Source organism: Achromobacter sp. EG18, assembly GCF_059759395.1.
The window spans coordinates 3,238,642-3,253,939 of record NZ_CM186213.1; the positions used below are offsets into that span (position 1 = coordinate 3,238,642).

Here is a 15,298-nt window from a genome sequence, read left to right on the forward strand (position 1 = left end):
CAAATTGAATCAAAATAATCCGGGGTTACGGCTGCGCGAAGATGGCGCCGCGTTAGATTCGCATCCCCGCTAAAAAACGCCATATCCTCCGAAATCGCCTCCAACGCACCCGCAAAAACACGGACAGGCCCGAGATTGCGCCAACCCTGCGCAGCTTCTTACGATCCGCCGATCAAGCCGCCCCGCCAAGGCGCGCGGCGCGATCCCCGCAAGCCTTCCTGGAGTCCGTTGATGCAGACCGCCTACATTCCCGTTCCCAAGCCGTCCCGGCCGCAACCCGCGTCCGCGTGGAGCAGCGCCGCCGTGATGGAGCTCTACGACTTGCCGTTCATGGACCTGGTGTATCGCGCCCAGCAGACGCACCGCGCCCATTTCGATCCCAACGGCATCCAGCTGTCGAGCCTGCTGTCGATCAAGACCGGCGGCTGTCCCGAGGACTGCGGCTACTGCTCGCAGTCGTCGCGCTACGACACCGGCCTGGAAGCCGAAAAGCTGATGCCGCTGGACGAGGTGCTGGCGGCGGCGCGCGCCGCGCAGGCCGGCGGCGCGCAGCGCTTCTGCATGGGCGCGGCCTGGCGCAGCCCCAAGCCGCATCACCTGGAAGCCGTGGCCGAGATGGTGAGCGCGGTCAAGGCGCTGGGCCTGGAGACCTGCGTCACGCTGGGCATGCTGCGCGAGGGCCAGGCCGAACAGCTCAAGGACGCCGGCCTGGACTACTACAACCACAACCTGGACACCGCGCCCGAGTTCTACGGCAAGGTCGTCACCACCCGCACCTACCAGGACCGCCTGGACACCCTGGAACGGGTGCGCGGCGCCGGCATCAACGTCTGCTGCGGCGGCATCGTCGGCATGGGCGAATCGCGCCAGGAGCGCGCCGGCCTGATCGCGCAATTGGCCAACATGGAGCCCTACCCCGAATCGGTGCCGATCAACAACCTGATGCGGGTGGAGGGCACGCCACTGGCCGATGCCGAGCCGCTTGATCCGTTCGAGTTCGTGCGCACCATCGCGGTGGCCCGTATCACCATGCCGCGCGCCATGGTGCGCCTGTCGGCCGGGCGCGAAGCCATGGACGACGCCATGCAGGCGCTGTGCTTCATGGCCGGCGCCAATTCGATGTTCTACGGCGACGTGCTGCTGACCACCGGCAACCCGCGCATGGAGGCGGACCAGCGCCTGCTGCAACGCCTGGGCATGCGCATCGACGCCGGCCAGCACGCGCACCACCACGCGCGCCAGGATATCTCGGCGTGACGCTGGCGCCCGGCCTGTCCTACCTGCTGGCCAGCGTCGCCTGCAGCGTCGCCGTGGCGGCGATGCTGAAGCTGGCACGGCGCTGGCAGCTGGACGTGCGCCAGGCCATCATGGTGAACCACGCGGTCGCCGCCCTGCTCTGCTGGGTCGTGCTGCGGCCGGATCCGGCCGCGCTGCTGACGCCGCAGACGCCGTGGGCCGTGCTGCTGGCGCTGGGCCTGCTGCTGCCGAGCGGCTTCATGGCGATGGCGCTGGCGGTGCGCCATGCCGGCGTGGTGCGCAGCGACGCGGCCCAGCGGCTGTCCTTGTTCATTCCCCTGCTGGCGGCGTTCCTGCTGTTCGGCGAGCCGGTCAGCGGCCGCAAGCTGGGCGCCATCGCGCTGGCCTTCGCCGCGCTGTTCTGCCTGCTGCGCCGTCCCGCCGCCACGGGCGCGGCGGCCCCGGGCGCGATGGACGTCGCGCAACGCCGCGCGCTGTGGCTGTGGCCGCTGGCGGTGTGGGTGGCCTACGGCGTGGTGGATATCCTGTTCAAGCAGATGGCGCGCGCCGGCACCGCGTTCGCCGGCGGCCTGTTGCTGGCGTTCGCGCTGTCCAGCGCGCTGATGCTGGCCTACCTGCTGTGGCGCCGCGCGCGCTGGGCGCCGCGCCACCTGGCGGCCGGCGTGGCGCTGGGCGCGGTGAATTTCGGCAACATCATCACCTACATCCGCGCGCACCAGGCGCTGCCGGAGCACCCCGCGCTGGTGTTCGCGTCCATGAACATGGGCGTGATCACGCTGGGCACGCTGGTCGGAACGCTGGTGTTCCGCGAGCCGCTGACGCGCCTGAATGGCGTCGGCCTGGCCCTGGCGCTGGCGGCCATCGTGCTGATGGCGCCCTGGTGAATCGCGGCGGCTGTCAGGTGCCGGTGCGGGCCTGGCGCTCAGGCTCGGCGGGTTCATCCCGCGGCGTCTCGGCCGCCCCGCCAGGCGGGTCCACGGCGCCCGCGCCTTCCACCGGCGGCGTGGCGGGCGCGGCGGCCGGATCGGGCTGCACCATTTCGATGCTGATATCGTTTTCGACGTCGACCCGCGGATCGAGCACGGCCGCGGCCGGCGAGCTCTGCAGGGTGTCCGGCATCGGCACGAAGTGGACCGGCGCCTCGTCGACCTGGTGCGCGCCGGTGACGCGCGTGGGCCGCACCTGCCAGACCAGGATCAGGGCGCAGGCCGAGATGAAGACGTAATACATGCTGTGGCCGGCCAGCGACATCAGCACGCCGGCGATCATCGGGCCGACACAGGCGCCCACGCCATAGGTCATGAGCAGCACGGCCGACAGGCTGACGCGGCGCTCGGATTCGACGTGGTCGTTGGCGAAGGCGGCGCCCAGGGGATACAGGGTGAACTGCAGGATGCCGAAGGCGCACGACAGCAGCACCAGCGCCCAGAACGGCAGCGTCAGCCAGCCCCACATGACGACCGGCAGCAATACCAGCAGCAATGCGTTGAAGCGGATCAGGCCGGCGCGGTTGATGCGATCGGACAGCCAGCCCATGGGCCATTGCGACAACAGCCCGGCGGTGACGGCGGCGGCCACGAAAATGGCGGCCTGCGAGGTGGTCATGCCGTGCTTGGCACCGTAGACGGCGGCCAGGCCGTAGAAGGCGCCCGACAGGTTGCCGGCGACAAACAGCACCGTCATGGACAGCGGCACGCGCCGCATGAAGAAGCGGATGTCGAGCGCGGCGGGCAGCGGCGTGGGCGGGTGCGAACGCGCCGTGACGGCGATCGGCACCAGGCACAGCACCAGGCACATGGCCACCAGGGTCAGCGGCCGCAGGTCGAGCGTGGCGTAGGCCGTCAGGGCCAGTTGCCCCAGCACGGTTCCCAGGCCGGACACCACCATGTAGACGGAGAACACGCGCCCGCGCTGATGGTTTTCGGTTTGTTCATTGAGCCAGCTCTCGATGACCATGAATTCGGTCACCATGACGATGCCCGAGATGACACGGAACACCAGCCACAGCGGCATGGAATCGACCAGCGTCTGCGCCAGGATCATGCTGGTGGCGACGGCGGCACAGGCGACGAAGGCGCGGATGTGGCCAACGCGGATGATGAGTTTGTGGCCCAGCCGCGCGCCGCACACCAGGCCCAAGTAGTAACCGGCGATCAACGCGCCGATCCAGATCTCGCTGACGGACTGCGCGGTCAGCCTCAACCCCATGTAGGTGTTGAACAGGCCGGTGCCGATGAGCATCAGCAGGGTCGCGACATACAGCGACGAGAAAGAAGAGAGGGTTGCAAGCATGGCGTCTGGCTGCCCCTGCCGGGGGGAGCGACGCGGGCCGCCTGGGCGGCCCGCGCATTGAGCGATGAAACAGGAACTGCGCGAGAAATCAGAGTTGCGACAGCAGGGTCGCGGCGTCGCTGACTTCGAACTTGCCGGGGCCTTCGACGTTCAGCTGCTTGACCACGCCGTCGACGATCAGGGCCGAGTAGCGCTGCGAGCGCACGCCCATGCCGCGCTGGATCAGGTCCAGCTCCAGGCCCAGGGCCTTGGTCCACAGGGCGGAACCGTCGGCCAGCATGCGGACCTTGCCGCCGGTCTTCTGTTCGCGGCCCCAGGCGCCCATGACGAAGGCGTCGTTGACGGACACGCACCAGATTTCATCCACGCCCTTGGCCTTGAGGGCCGCGGCCTGCTCGACGTAGCCCGGCAGGTGCTTGGCCGAGCAGGTCGGCGTGAAGGCGCCGGGCAGCGCGAACAGGGCGATGGTCTTGCCGCGGGTCAGGTCGGCGACCTGGAAGGCGTTGGGGCCGAGCGAGCAGCCTTCGCTTTCGGTTTCGATGAATTCGGTCAGGGTGCCATCGGGCACGCGGTCGCCGACTTTGATGCTCATGGGAGGATCTCCAGTGTTGGGGCGTTGCATTGGGGCGGACGTGCCCCACAGCCCTCATCATAGTTCGTGTCTGTTGCGCTTGCTGGCCCGGCGGACAGATCGGGAAAGAAACCCGCACAGTCTGAAACGACTCCACACGCGGGGCGGCGCGGGGATCATTGCCATAATGTGGGCGTGATCAATGCCCGGGCGCGATGGCCGCGCGCGGGCGCTTTGCGGAGATGAACCGATGCGCAAGATGTTGATCGGCCTGGCCTTTACGATGGCCGCGGCCGCCCCGGCCTGGGCCGCGCCCGACGCGGCAGAGCAGGCCCAGTTCGAATCGTTCGTGGTGGCGGCGGGCGCCTCCAACGGCGCGGCCCGTTCCTGCGGGGCGTCCGAACCCGACCTGGCGCAGCACCAGGCGACCTCGCGCAAGAACCTGGAGCGGTATGCCAAGGAATATGGGTTTTCGGCCGCGGGGTATGACGGGCTGTACCAGAAGGGGCTGGCGGATGGGACGCGGATGATGGAGGAGATGAAGCGGTCGGGCGTCGACGGGTGCCGGGGGGTGCTGGGGAGTTTTCAGAATGAGCGGGTGATTTCTTATGAGGATATGAAGGCGGCGTTGGCTGAGGTTAGTGATGGGCTGCCGGGGGAGAGTGCGGAGAAGTGAATTCTCTGCGGGTTTTTTTGCTGGCGGGGGATTGAGTTCTTGAGCCGCCCGGCGGGACGGCGCATGCGGAGGGCGGGGCTACGATTGCGGTCCGGAGCGTTCGCTCCGGACTGCCCTCGGCGGCCCCCCCCTGCCTCATCCTCGTCCTCGCCTTCGGCGACTCCTTCGGATTCCGTCGGGCGCATCTACACGCCCCGCCCCCGCCTGCCGCCGTCCCGCCGGGCTCAGGATGTCTTGGTTTCCGCATTGTTGGGGCGAGGTGGGTGCTTGGCATGCTTGGCCGCATCTACGGGGGTGGGAGGAGTTTGCAGGGCCCGCCAAAACCGGCCGCGCGGGCGGCCTTTTTTTGGCTTACGCGGGGTCTTGCGGTCACGGATGACGCTGCGCGCGTGCGGGAGGCATGAGCGTTTGGGAACGGAGTCTGGAGTGCGGAGGATTGACGTCCCACGGATAGCCGCAGGCCGCCCGTCAACGATCACACCGATCTTCCCGTCAACGACGTTGCAGCTACCGTCCCTCCTCGCCACCCGCGCGCAGCGCCAGCCCTTCGACGCACCGCCAAAGCGTATGCCGGGACCGGCTGCCCGCGCAGCCGGTCCCGGCGGGCAACGCAAGATCTCTCCCCTCACTCCGCCCGAGCGGCCTCACATATGCAGATGTCGGTAGCCCCTGGCGTCGGCCGGGCAGGCGGGGCGCAACCTCGATGCGCCCGAGGGAATCTGAAGGCAGTCGCCGAAGGCGACAACGAAGATGACAACGGGGCAGTCCGGAGCGAAGGCTCCGGACCGCAATCGTGGGCGCGCTCCGCCTGCCCGGCCGACGCCAGGGGCGGCCTACGAAGAACGAGCTTCTCGCCTCAAGCCCCGAGCCCATTCTGCTTGAACCAGTCCAGCATCCTCTGCCAGGCCTGCTCCGCCTCGGCCTTGCGGTAACTCGGCCGGTAGTCGGCGTGGAAGGCGTGGGGGGCTTCGGGGTAGACGTCGATGCGGGAGGCCTTGGCGGCGGCGGGGCCTTTGGCGAGTTCGATGCGCATCTTGTCGACGTCGGTCTGGGGGATGCCGGCGTCCTTGCCGCCGTAGGCGCCGAGGACCGGGGCCTTGAGGTCGTTGACCAGGCTGAGGACGGATCGGGGCTTGAGTTCGGTGGAGTCGCCGGCCAGTTGGCCGTACCAGGCGGCGCCGGCCTTGAGCTTGGGGTTGTGGGCGGCGTAGAGCCAGACCTGGCGGCCGCCCCAGCAGAAGCCGAGGATGCCGAGCTTGTCGTCGCTGCCGCCGTTGGCGGCGGCCCAGGCGACGGTGGCGTCGAGATCGGCCTGCACCTGCTTGTCGGGCACTTTGCCGATGATCTCGGCCTGCAGCTTGGGGATCTCGGTGTACTTGGACGGGTCGCCCTGGCGCGCGAACAGTTCGGGCGCGATGGCCAGGTAGCCCAGGTGGGCCAGGCGGCGGCAGATGTCCTGGATGTATTCGTGCACGCCGAAGATCTCGGACACCACCAGCAGCGTGGGCAGGTTCTTCTTGCCGGCGGGCGCGGCGCGGTAGGCGGGCATCTTGCCGTCGGCGACGGGAATGTCGACCTTGCCGGCGGTCAGGCCGTTGGCGTCGGTCTTGATGGCGGTCTGCGCGACGGCGGGGCCGGCGGCCAGCGAGAAGCCGGCGGCGACGGTGGTGGCGATGAAGCCGCGGCGGTCGAGCTTGAGGGGCGGCAGCAGGCTGTCGAAATGCGCGTCCTGGTCTTTCATCATGCATCTCCGGGCAAGGGACGGCCGCCGGACGCGGGCGCGTCCTGGCGAACCGCCGGGGTTCACTTCAGGGAGAAGTCCACGCGCGAGGGCAGGCCCTCGTCCTTGATGCCATCGGCGTCCAGTTGCGGGGCAACGATGAACACGCGATCCGCGAGTCCTTCCTGGGCTTGCAGCTTTTCGTATACCGCCTGCGCGCGCGCGTCGGCCAGTTGGCGCAACTGTTCCTCGCCGACCGGCGCCACGCTGCGCAGCATCTCCTCCATCTGCTCCGGCGGCACGGACTTGGCCATGCCGATGAAATTGCGCGGCTTGTCCTTGATGTCGGTGTCGTCGTAGACCTCTTCCAGGTACTTGGCGCGTTCGGCGCCTGAGACCTCGACGCCCGCCGGGTTCGGCTTCTTGCCGCGCGGCGCGACGTCGCGGGCCTTGGCCAGGCGGATCTGGGCGTCGACCCAGGCTTGGCGCAGGCCGTCCAGGTCGGTCTTGGGATCGGCGCGGCCGCTCAGGTCCATCTTGAGCGCGGGGCGGTCGGCCAGGGCCTTGGTCAGGGTTTCGATGCGCTGCAGCGTGTCTTCGGTGAGCGCGGCGCTGCCGGGCGCGAATTCCACGTACGACAGTTCCTCGCCGCCGCCGAAGGCGGACGCCAGCAGGCTGAACGGCGAGGTGACGGCCTTGACCACCAGGTTCAGCAGCACCCGCACGACGATGCCGCCGACCGAGAACTCGGGGTCGTCGAGCGAACCGGAGATCGGCAGGTTGATGTCGATGTTGCCGCGCGAGTCCTTCAGCAGGGCCACGGCCAGCAGCACCGGCAGCTTGGTGGCGTCGGGGCTGTTGGTCTTGTCGCCGAAGGTGAGCTGGTTCAGCACCACGTGGTTGGTGGCCAGCAACGCGCGGTCCTTGATCTTGTATTCCAGGTCGACCGATAGCTTGCCGCGCTTGATCGGGTAGCCGACGTACTTGGCCGAGTAGGTGTTGAAGCGCGGCAGGTCCACGCCCTTGGCCGACGCCTTCAGGTCGAGCGACAGGTACTTGGCGAACGGCTGCACCACGCCGCTGATCGACAGGGGCGCGGTGGTGTAGACGCGGCCGGTGACCTTGACCTTGGCGGGCTGCGGGTTGGTGGACGAGACCGCCGTGATGGAGCCGTCGATATTGGACAGCTCGGCCACGTAGTTGGGCTTGACGAAGCGGTCGGTGAAGGTCATGCGGCCGCGCGTCAAGGTGACGCTGTTGAGCGAGATGTCGGGCATGCCGCCGCCCTTGGCCGCCGGCGCCGGCGGTTCGGCGCGCCGGCCGGGGGTCTGCGTATCCTGGGTGATGGAGCCGCCGGCCTGGCCGGGCGCCGCCACCAGGTCCATGACGTTCAGGCGGCCCTGGGCGTTCAGCAGGATGCTGCCGTAGAAGTCGTCGAGCGCGATGTCACCCAGGCCGGCGGCGATCTTCTCGCCCGCCACGGCGACGTTCATGCCGGAGAACGCCAGGCGCTTCCAGTTGAGGAAGTCGTCCTTGTTGACGCGGTCCTGCAGGTCGACGTCGGTGATCTCGACGCCGCCCTTCCAGCCAGCCTTCATCGGCGCGTTGCCGTTGGCCGCGGCGAAGTCGGCGTCGCCCTTGGCGCCCAGCGTGATGGCGCGCACGGTGGCGTTCAGGCTGGAGGCGAAATACGGCGCGAACGAGGCGACGTTCAGGCCGGACAGGTCGACCGACGTCTTGACGGTCAGCGGCTGCGGCGTGAAGGCGCCCTTCAGGTCGAGCTTGCCGCCGCCCTGGATGCCGGCCGCGGCCAGCGTGAAATTGCTGGTGCCCGGGCCCATGGCGAGGCGATCGGCGGTGACGACCAGCTGCTGCAGCGCGATGTCGAGCGCCGGCTTCAGCGTTTCGTCGCGCGCCTTGAACTGGGCCAGCTCGGCGCGCACGCCGGTGGCGGAGGCGTCGATGGCGCCGTTGTTGTCCAGCACGTGCACCTGCGCCGTCAGCCCGAGGCGGCCGTCCAGCAGCTGGATCGGCGACAGGCTGCGCACGGCCGGCGCGAACGGCGCCAGCGCGACGTTGCCCATGCGCAGCGCCAGTTCCAGCGACAGCGGCTGCAGCACCAGCGGGCCCTTGGCGCGGATCCAGCCGCCGTCGGTGCTGTTGTCCACGGTCAGCCAGAGATTGATGGGCTCGCCCTTGACCTGCGGCAGCGCCACGCCTTCGACGGTGACACCCAGGCCGGTCAGGGTGTAGTCGAGCTTGCTGACGGCGTCGGTGACGTAGAGCTCGCCTTCGTGGATGTTGAAGGCGTCCAGCGTCACCTTCCATTCGGCGGACGCGGCGGGCTTGGGCGCGGCGGGCTTGGGCGGGGCGTCGGCGGCGGGGGGCGTGCCGGCGGCGGCCGGGGCGCCGTTGGGCGCGGAGGCGGCGGGCGCGGCGGGCTGGGGCGTGGATGCCGGGTCGCTGAGGGCGGGCGCGGATGCCTGGCCGGCGGCCGGGGCGGTCGCGGGCTTGGCGGCTTGTGCGGGATTGGCCGTTGCCACGGCGGCGGGACTCGCGGCGGGCGCGCCCTTCTCCGCCGCTGGCTTGGCGGCGGAATCCGGGGCGGCCGGCTTGGCGGCGCCGGACTTGGCGGGAGCACCGGCGTCCACGCTTGCCGTGGCGGCGGGCGCGCCGCCCGCGGGCGGCTTGGCGCCGCTGCCCGGCTTCGCGCCAGGCGTCGCGGCGGGCCTGGTCGCTGGCGCCGGGCCGCCCAGCTGCTTGAGCTTGTCGGCCACGTCCTGCCAGTTCAGGCGCTGGTTGCTGTAGCGCCGCGCGTAGACCTGCGGCGCCCACAGGCCGACGTCGCCCACGTAGACCTGGCGCGCGATCGGTTCGATTTCAAGGCGGTTGATGGTCAGCGCGCTCCAGGCCGCCAGGCTTTCACCGGCGTTATCGCGCAGGTCGAACTGGCGCAGGCCCAGGTCGCCGACCACGCGGATCTTGGGCGGCGCGTCCTTGGGTTGCTCGAACACGATCTGCAGGTTCGAGTCGAGCAGCGCGCGCTCGAGCTTGAACGGCAGCGGCATGGGCCAGACGTCGGCCCATTTTTCCAGTTGCAGCCCGGTGAAGGCGACCCGCAGCGTCGACGACGGCACCTTGTCGAAGGGCCGCGCCACGCCGGTCAGGTCGAACGGGCTGCCATTGATGCGCAGGTGCAGGCGCGGCTGCACGTCGATGTCGGTGGCGTAGCCGAAGGTGGAGATGAACGGCACGCCCACGGCCAGTTCGTCGATCACCTGCTTGCGGCCGGTGACCTTGTCGTCCAGGGTGACGACGCCGCCCTCGATCACCATGTTGTTCAGGGAAAAGCGCGGCAGGCCCTCATCGGGCTTGGGCGGCTCGTCGGGGTTGGCGGCCGTCATCTCGGCCACGCGCTGCTGCACGTCGGAGAAGTTGAAGCGGGTGACGTCCTCGCGCACGATCGACAGGGTGGGCGAACGCAAGGTGAAGCGGTCGACCACCGGCGCGAACCAGAACAGCGAGGTCCAGGCAGCGCTGACGTCGACCTCCGCGGCGGTGAGCAGCGGCGTCTGCGAGCCGGGCTGAGCCACCGCGAGATCGCGCGCGCGCACGGTCAGCGTGAAGGGATTGAAAGTGATCTTGCCGACGGCGACGTCGCGGCCCAGCATCTTTGCGACGTCCTGGGTCAGCACATTGTGCAGCACCTTGGGCACCTGCCAGGCGGCGATACCACAGAGGATCAACGCCGTGGCCACGACGCCCAAGAGGATCTTGCCTAAGCGGCGGGTAAACCGGAACTTGGGCATCCGCAAGGGCATTGTGCGTCTCCTGGTACGAATCGAAGGCCATTATCGCGTCCTTCGAGCAAATTGGGGGGCTTTTTGCGCCGCGCCATCGCGACCGCGCCGCCAAAAGCGCAAATGCCCCCGCAGGGGCACGAAGGCGCGCAAGCCGCGACCGGCGCGTACCCCGGGATGAAGCGGGCGGGCGCGGCGCCACGGCGACGGCGGCCGCGCTTATCTTTCCTCAAAGCGCGGCGGGCGGCGGCTCGTCTATCATAGGCGCATCAGCGGCCCGCCACGGCCTGCCGGGACCGCTCTTTTCAATCATTAACAATTCTCGATCCCGATTCCCATGTCCACCCCCGCCCCCACCTTGAGCCACCTGGATGAAGCCGGCCAGGTCCGCATGGTCGACGTCATCGGCAAGACCGACACCGAACGCGTCGCCATCGCCACCGCCAGCGTCCGCATGAACGCGGTGGCCTACGGCCTGCTGACGCAGCCCGGCCAGGGCAAGGGCGAAGTGCTCAACACCGCGCGCGTCGCAGCCATCCTGGCGGCCAAGCGCTGCGCCGAGCTCATCCCCCTGTGCCACAGCCTGCCGCTGTCGTTCGTCGGCATCGAATTCGCGCTGGACGACGCGGCGCACCGCATCGACATCCTGGCCACCTGCCGCACCAGCTACAAGACCGGCGTCGAAATGGAAGCCATGACCGCGTGCAGCGTCGCCGCGCTCACCATCTACGACATGTGCAAAGCGGCCGACAAAGGTATCGTGATCGAACAAGTTCGCCTGAAGTACAAGGCGGGAGGTAAAAGCGGTGAATGGCGCAACGATTAATCTTCTGTACTTCGCCCGCGTGGCCGAACTGGTCGGCAAGCGCTCGGAGGCCTGGCCGGTCGACGGCGAGTCCACCGGCGCGCAGCTGCTGGCCGCGCTCGGCGAGCGCTATCCGCAGCTGGCCCCGGCCGGCCGCCTGAAGCTGGCCATCAACCAGACCCACGCCAAGCCGTCGGCGCCGATCCGCGCGGGCGACGAGGTCGCGGTGTTCGAACCCGTCACCGGAGGCTGAACGCCATGGTCATCGTGCAGGAAGCCGACTTCGACGGCGCCGCGCTCACCGCCGCCCTGCGCGCCAGCGCCGGGCCGGGCGTGGGCGGCATCGTCACCTTCGTGGGCTACGTGCGCGACTACGCGCCGGACACGCCCACCGACACGCTCTACCTGGAACACTACCCCGGCATGTGCGAGCGCGAGCTCGAAGACATCGCCGCCACCGCCCGCGCGCGCTGGAACCTGGACGGCACCGTGATCGTGCACCGGGTCGGCGCCCTCGCCCGCAATGCCCAGATCGTGTTCGTGGCCGCGGCCAGCGCGCATCGCGGCGACGCCTTCCGCGGCTGCGAATTCATCATCGACGCGCTCAAGACCCGCGCGCCCTTCTGGAAGCGCGAAACCCTGGCGGGTGGCGACAGCTTCTGGGTGGAACAGCGCCAATCCGACCAGGACCGCACGCAGTCCTGGGACGCCGAACCCCCGCCCCCCAAGGAGACTCCATGAACGACGCCTCCCCCGTCTCGCTGGCCTGCGCCGTGCTGACGGTCAGCGACACCCGCAGCGCCGGTGACGACACCTCCGGCAACCTGCTGGCCAACAGCCTGGCCCAGGCCGGCCACCAATGCGTGCGGCGCGACATCGCCAAGGACAACATCTACCAGATCCGGCGCGTCATCAGCGACTGGATCGCCGATCCCGAGGTGCAGGTCATCCTGACCACCGGCGGCACCGGCTTCTCGCACGGCGACCACGTGCCGCAGGCCATCCTGCCGCTGCTGGACCGCGAGATTCCCGGCTTCGGCGAACTGTTCCGCCAGATCTCCTACGAGGAAATCGGCAGCTCCACCATCCAGTCGCGCGCCTTTGCCGGCGAGGCCAACCAGACCCTGCTGTTCTGCCTGCCCGGTTCGAACAACGCCTGCGAGACCGCCTGGAACCGCATCATCCGCGAGCAGCTCGACAGCGGCCACCGCCCCTGCAATTTCGCCACGCACTTCCAACCCCGCGACCAAGAAGACCACTGATACCCATGCTGGATTTCGACCAAGCCCAGACCCTGCTGGCCAACGCGGCCGCCCCCCTCGCGCGCCGCGAACACGTCGGCCTGGACGAAGCGCCCGGACGCGTGCTGGCGGCCGACCTTGACGCCACGGTGGACATCCCGCCGGCCGACAACAGCGCCATGGACGGCTACGCGCTGCGCCTGGCCGACTGGCGGCCGGGCGCGCGCCTGCCGATCCAGCAGCGCTGCTATGCCGGCGACACGCCCGAGCCGCTCAAGCCCGGCCACGCCATCCGCCTGTTCACCGGCAGCCTGATCCCCGCAGGCGCCGACGTGGTGGTGATGCAGGAAGACACGCACGAGGCCGACGAGCAGGTCGAGATCACGCGCGAGCCACGCCCCGGCCAGCACATTCGCCTGCGCGGCGAGGACACCCTGGCCGGCGCCCCGCTGCTGGCCGCCGGCACGCAGCTGCAGGCCGCCCACGTGGCGCTGCTGGCCTCGCAGGGCCTGGCCAGCGTGCCGGTGTTCGGCCGCCTGCGGGTCGGCATCCTGACCACCGGCGACGAGCTGGTGGCCCCCGGCGGCGCGCGCGAACCGGCGCAGATCTACAACTCCAACGGCCCGATGCTGGCCGCGCTGGTGCGCGGGCTGGCGGCCGAACCGACCCACGTGCTGCATGCGCGCGACACCGAAGCCGACCTGCTGGCCGCGTTCAAGACGCTGCTGGCCGATTGCGACCTGGTGCTGAGCGTGGGCGGCGTGTCGGTGGGCGAGCGCGACCTGGTCAAGCCGGCGCTGGCCGCGCTGGGCGGCGAACTGTCGCTGTGGAAGGTGCGCATGAAGCCGGGCAAGCCGGTGGCGCTGGCCATGATCGGCGACAAGCCGGTGGTCAGCCTGCCGGGCAATCCGGTGTCGGCCTACGCGGTGTTCGCCATGCTGGTGACGCCGCTGGTGCGCCGCATGCAGGGCCGCGAAGAGTTGTTCCCGCCGGTCAGCCGGCTGCCGCTGCGCACCGAGCATCCGCGCCAGGACAGCCGCGAGGAATTCCTGCGGGTGCAGCGCCGCACGGCCGACGACGGCGGCGCCGAACTGGTGCCTTACGGCCACCAGGGTTCGGGGGTGATCAGTTCATTGCCGTGGTCGACCGGGCTGGCGCGCCTGCCCGCCGACGTGCGGGTGCAGGACCGCGACCGCGTGCCCTACTACGACCTGCGTCACTGGCTGGCGTAGCGCTCGGCCGCCGCCAGTTCCTCGGGCGTGTTCAGGTTCATGAACGCGCCGGGCACGTCATCGAACGGCGCGCCCACGCCTCCCACGCGCGACTGCCACAGGCCGACCTTGCGTTCGCCGGCCGCGAGGTAGTCGCGCAGCACCGACAGCATGGACGTGCGCAGCGCCATGCAGGCCGGATGGCGCTGGCCGCCGGCCACCGCATAGGCCAGGGGCGCGCCCGCCGTTTGCGCCGCCGCGATCAGGCGCTGGGCCAGGTCGGCCGGCAGGAACGGGGTGTCGCATGGCGTCACCACCAGCCACTCGCACGGCGCGGCCGCCGCCAGGCCAGCGGCCAGGCCCGCCAGCGGCCCCTGCCAGGCGCCCAATTCGTCGGTATCGTCGGCCACCACCCGGCCATAGCGGGCGTAGCTGTCGGCATTGCGGTTGGCGCTGAGAAGCAGCGGCCCGACCTGCGGGGCCAGGCGCCGCGCCACGTGCGCCACCAGCGGCTCGCCACCCAGCAGGACCAATCCCTTGTCGCTGCCCTGCATGCGCGAGCCCTGGCCGCCGGCCAGGATCAGGCCGGCCACCTGTTGCCGGTCGAAAACGGGTGCGGGGTCAACCACCGATGTAGCTCATCTCGACTTTGCGGGCCGGGTCGGCCATGTTGCGGCCGCGCTGTTCGGAGTAGTTGTCGCCCCGGGCGGCCCAGATACCCGTGAGGATGGCGGCCAGTTCATCGTCGCTGGCGCCGTCGCGCAGGGGCGCGCGCAGGTCGTGGCCCTCGTGTCCGAACAGGCACAGGAACAGCTTGCCTTCCGGCGACAGGCGCGCGCGTGTACAGCCGCCGCAGAAGGCGTGGGTGACGCTGGAGATGACACCGATCTCACCGCCACCGTCGCGATAGCGCCAGCGTTCGGCGACGCGGCCCATGTCGTCGGTGGAGATCGGTTCCAGCGCATGGACCGCGCCGATGCGCGCCAGCACTTCCTCGCTGGGCACCACTTCGGTCAGGTTCCAGCCGTTGGTGTTGCCCACGTCCATGTATTCGATGAAGCGCAGGATGTGGCCGCTGCCGCGAAAGCGCTCGGCCATCGGCAGGATCTGCGCGTCGTTCAGGCCGCGCCGCACCACCATGTTGACCTTGACGGGCGCCAGCCCGGCCGCGGCGGCGGCGTCGATGCCGCGCAGCACGTCGTCGGGGGTGAAGCCGCTGTCGCTCATGTCCTGGAACATGGACGCGTCCAGTGCGTCCAGGCTGACCGTGACGCGGTTAAGCCCTGCCTGCTTGAGCACGGCGGCCTTGCGTTCGAGCAGGCTGCCGTTGGTGGTGAGCGTCAGTTCCAGCGGCCGGCCGGCGGGCGTGCGCAGCCCGGACAGCAGGCCGACCAGGTTTTCCACATGCTTGCGCAGCAGCGGCTCGCCGCCGGTCAAGCGGATCTTCTCGACCCCCAGCCGGGTGAAGACGCCGGCCAGCCGCGCGATTTCCTCGAACGACAGCAGGTCGGAATGGCGCATGAAGACGTAGTTGGTATCGAATACCTCGCGCGGCATGCAGTAGGTGCAACGGAAATTGCAGCGGTCCGTGACCGAGATGCGCAGGTCGCGCAGCGGCCGCGCGCGCCGGTCGAGCGCGGGCTGGCCCGCGGGCGGCGGCGCCAGGGGCGCCGGACGCTCGGTGCGGTGGTCAGCCAGGAGGATCACTTTGCTCATGGGAACATC

Annotated in this window: 14 protein-coding genes; 8 read left to right on the forward strand and 6 right to left on the reverse strand. The window is 69.6% G+C overall.

All coding sequences use genetic code 11. The features are described 5' to 3' along the window. The first annotated feature begins 231 nt into the window (after positions 1-231). A complete protein-coding gene (gene bioB / locus AC6CR5_RS14785) occupies positions 232-1,257 on the forward strand; it encodes a biotin synthase BioB (RefSeq protein ID WP_006386662.1) in 1,026 nt (341 codons plus the stop codon). A gap of 2 nt (positions 1,258-1,259) precedes the next feature. After that, a complete protein-coding gene (locus AC6CR5_RS14790) occupies positions 1,260-2,141 on the forward strand; it encodes an EamA family transporter (protein WP_150101834.1) in 882 nt (293 codons plus the stop codon). A gap of 13 nt (positions 2,142-2,154) precedes the next feature. On the opposite strand, the gene AC6CR5_RS14795 is transcribed toward AC6CR5_RS14790, so the two are convergent. Beyond that, positions 2,155-3,549, reverse strand: coding sequence for an MFS transporter (locus AC6CR5_RS14795; protein ID WP_020926656.1), 1,395 nt, complete (start codon positions 3,547-3,549; stop codon positions 2,155-2,157). A gap of 88 nt (positions 3,550-3,637) precedes the next feature. Further along, the gene (locus AC6CR5_RS14800; RefSeq protein WP_026385101.1) at positions 3,638-4,141 is read right to left on the reverse strand and encodes a peroxiredoxin; all 504 of its coding nucleotides are present in this window, start codon (positions 4,139-4,141) and stop codon (positions 3,638-3,640) included. 229 nt (positions 4,142-4,370) lie between these two features. Between AC6CR5_RS14800 and AC6CR5_RS14805 the strand changes: the two genes are divergently transcribed. Next, positions 4,371-4,796, forward strand: coding sequence for a hypothetical protein (locus tag AC6CR5_RS14805; protein WP_006386666.1), 426 nt, complete (start codon positions 4,371-4,373; stop codon positions 4,794-4,796). Between the two features lie 856 nt (positions 4,797-5,652). Here AC6CR5_RS14805 and AC6CR5_RS14810 read toward each other — a convergent pair. Beyond that, entirely contained in the window at positions 5,653-6,537 is an 885-nt protein-coding gene (locus AC6CR5_RS14810) for a dienelactone hydrolase family protein (RefSeq protein WP_241077345.1), read from the reverse strand. Between the two features lie 62 nt (positions 6,538-6,599). Beyond that, a complete protein-coding gene (locus AC6CR5_RS14815) occupies positions 6,600-10,337 on the reverse strand; it encodes a DUF748 domain-containing protein (protein ID WP_498084655.1) in 3,738 nt (1,245 codons plus the stop codon). A 316-nt stretch (positions 10,338-10,653) separates the two neighbouring features. On the opposite strand from AC6CR5_RS14815, the gene moaC reads away from it, so the two are divergent. The 5 genes from moaC to AC6CR5_RS14840 are packed head-to-tail and all read left to right on the forward strand — an operon-like array spanning position 10,654 to position 13,594. Then, complete coding sequence (gene moaC, locus AC6CR5_RS14820; protein WP_006386670.1) at positions 10,654-11,142, forward strand: cyclic pyranopterin monophosphate synthase MoaC; 489 nt, start codon at positions 10,654-10,656, stop codon at positions 11,140-11,142. Next, on the forward strand, positions 11,123-11,374 hold the full coding sequence (locus tag AC6CR5_RS14825) for a MoaD/ThiS family protein (RefSeq protein ID WP_006386671.1): 252 nt from the start codon (positions 11,123-11,125) through the stop codon (positions 11,372-11,374). The genes moaC and AC6CR5_RS14825 overlap by 20 nt, the downstream gene beginning before the upstream one ends. Before the next feature lie 5 nt (positions 11,375-11,379). Then, positions 11,380-11,862, forward strand: a complete 483-nt coding sequence (locus AC6CR5_RS14830; protein ID WP_006386672.1) for a molybdenum cofactor biosynthesis protein MoaE — start codon at positions 11,380-11,382, stop codon at positions 11,860-11,862. After that, positions 11,859-12,383: a molybdenum cofactor biosynthesis protein B gene (moaB, locus tag AC6CR5_RS14835; protein WP_026384317.1), complete on the forward strand. Its 525-nt coding sequence runs from the start codon at positions 11,859-11,861 to the stop codon at positions 12,381-12,383. Before AC6CR5_RS14830 ends, moaB begins: the two co-directional genes overlap by 4 nt. A gap of 5 nt (positions 12,384-12,388) precedes the next feature. After that, positions 12,389-13,594 (forward strand): molybdopterin molybdotransferase MoeA, encoded by a 1,206-nt coding sequence (locus AC6CR5_RS14840; RefSeq protein WP_148316944.1) that lies wholly within the window; start codon positions 12,389-12,391, stop codon positions 13,592-13,594. On the opposite strand, the gene mobA is transcribed toward AC6CR5_RS14840, so the two are convergent. Both mobA and moaA read right to left on the reverse strand, forming a co-directional pair. Then, the gene (gene mobA / locus AC6CR5_RS14845) at positions 13,579-14,202 is read right to left on the reverse strand and encodes a molybdenum cofactor guanylyltransferase MobA (RefSeq protein ID WP_498084656.1); all 624 of its coding nucleotides are present in this window, start codon (positions 14,200-14,202) and stop codon (positions 13,579-13,581) included. The genes AC6CR5_RS14840 and mobA overlap by 16 nt on opposite strands. Then, entirely contained in the window at positions 14,195-15,289 is a 1,095-nt protein-coding gene (gene moaA / locus AC6CR5_RS14850) for a GTP 3',8-cyclase MoaA (RefSeq protein ID WP_316312019.1), read from the reverse strand. Before moaA ends, mobA begins: the two co-directional genes overlap by 8 nt. Between the last annotated feature and the right edge of the window lie 9 nt (positions 15,290-15,298).

Coding starts and splice junctions, on each gene's coding strand:
- bioB (WP_006386662.1), top strand. CDS start 232: ATGCAGACCGCCTACATTCCCGTTCCCAAGCCGTCCCGGCCGCAACCC.
- AC6CR5_RS14795 (WP_020926656.1), bottom strand. CDS start 3,549: ATGCTTGCAACCCTCTCTTCTTTCTCGTCGCTGTATGTCGCGACCCTG.
- AC6CR5_RS14800 (WP_026385101.1), bottom strand. CDS start 4,141: ATGAGCATCAAAGTCGGCGACCGCGTGCCCGATGGCACCCTGACCGAA.
- AC6CR5_RS14805 (WP_006386666.1), top strand. CDS start 4,371: ATGCGCAAGATGTTGATCGGCCTGGCCTTTACGATGGCCGCGGCCGCC.
- AC6CR5_RS14810 (WP_241077345.1), bottom strand. CDS start 6,537: ATGAAAGACCAGGACGCGCATTTCGACAGCCTGCTGCCGCCCCTCAAG.
- AC6CR5_RS14815 (WP_498084655.1), bottom strand. CDS start 10,337: ATGCCCTTGCGGATGCCCAAGTTCCGGTTTACCCGCCGCTTAGGCAAG.
- moaC (WP_006386670.1), top strand. CDS start 10,654: ATGTCCACCCCCGCCCCCACCTTGAGCCACCTGGATGAAGCCGGCCAG.
- AC6CR5_RS14830 (WP_006386672.1), top strand. CDS start 11,380: ATGGTCATCGTGCAGGAAGCCGACTTCGACGGCGCCGCGCTCACCGCC.
- moaB (WP_026384317.1), top strand. CDS start 11,859: ATGAACGACGCCTCCCCCGTCTCGCTGGCCTGCGCCGTGCTGACGGTC.
- AC6CR5_RS14840 (WP_148316944.1), top strand. CDS start 12,389: ATGCTGGATTTCGACCAAGCCCAGACCCTGCTGGCCAACGCGGCCGCC.
- moaA (WP_316312019.1), bottom strand. CDS start 15,289: ATGAGCAAAGTGATCCTCCTGGCTGACCACCGCACCGAGCGTCCGGCG.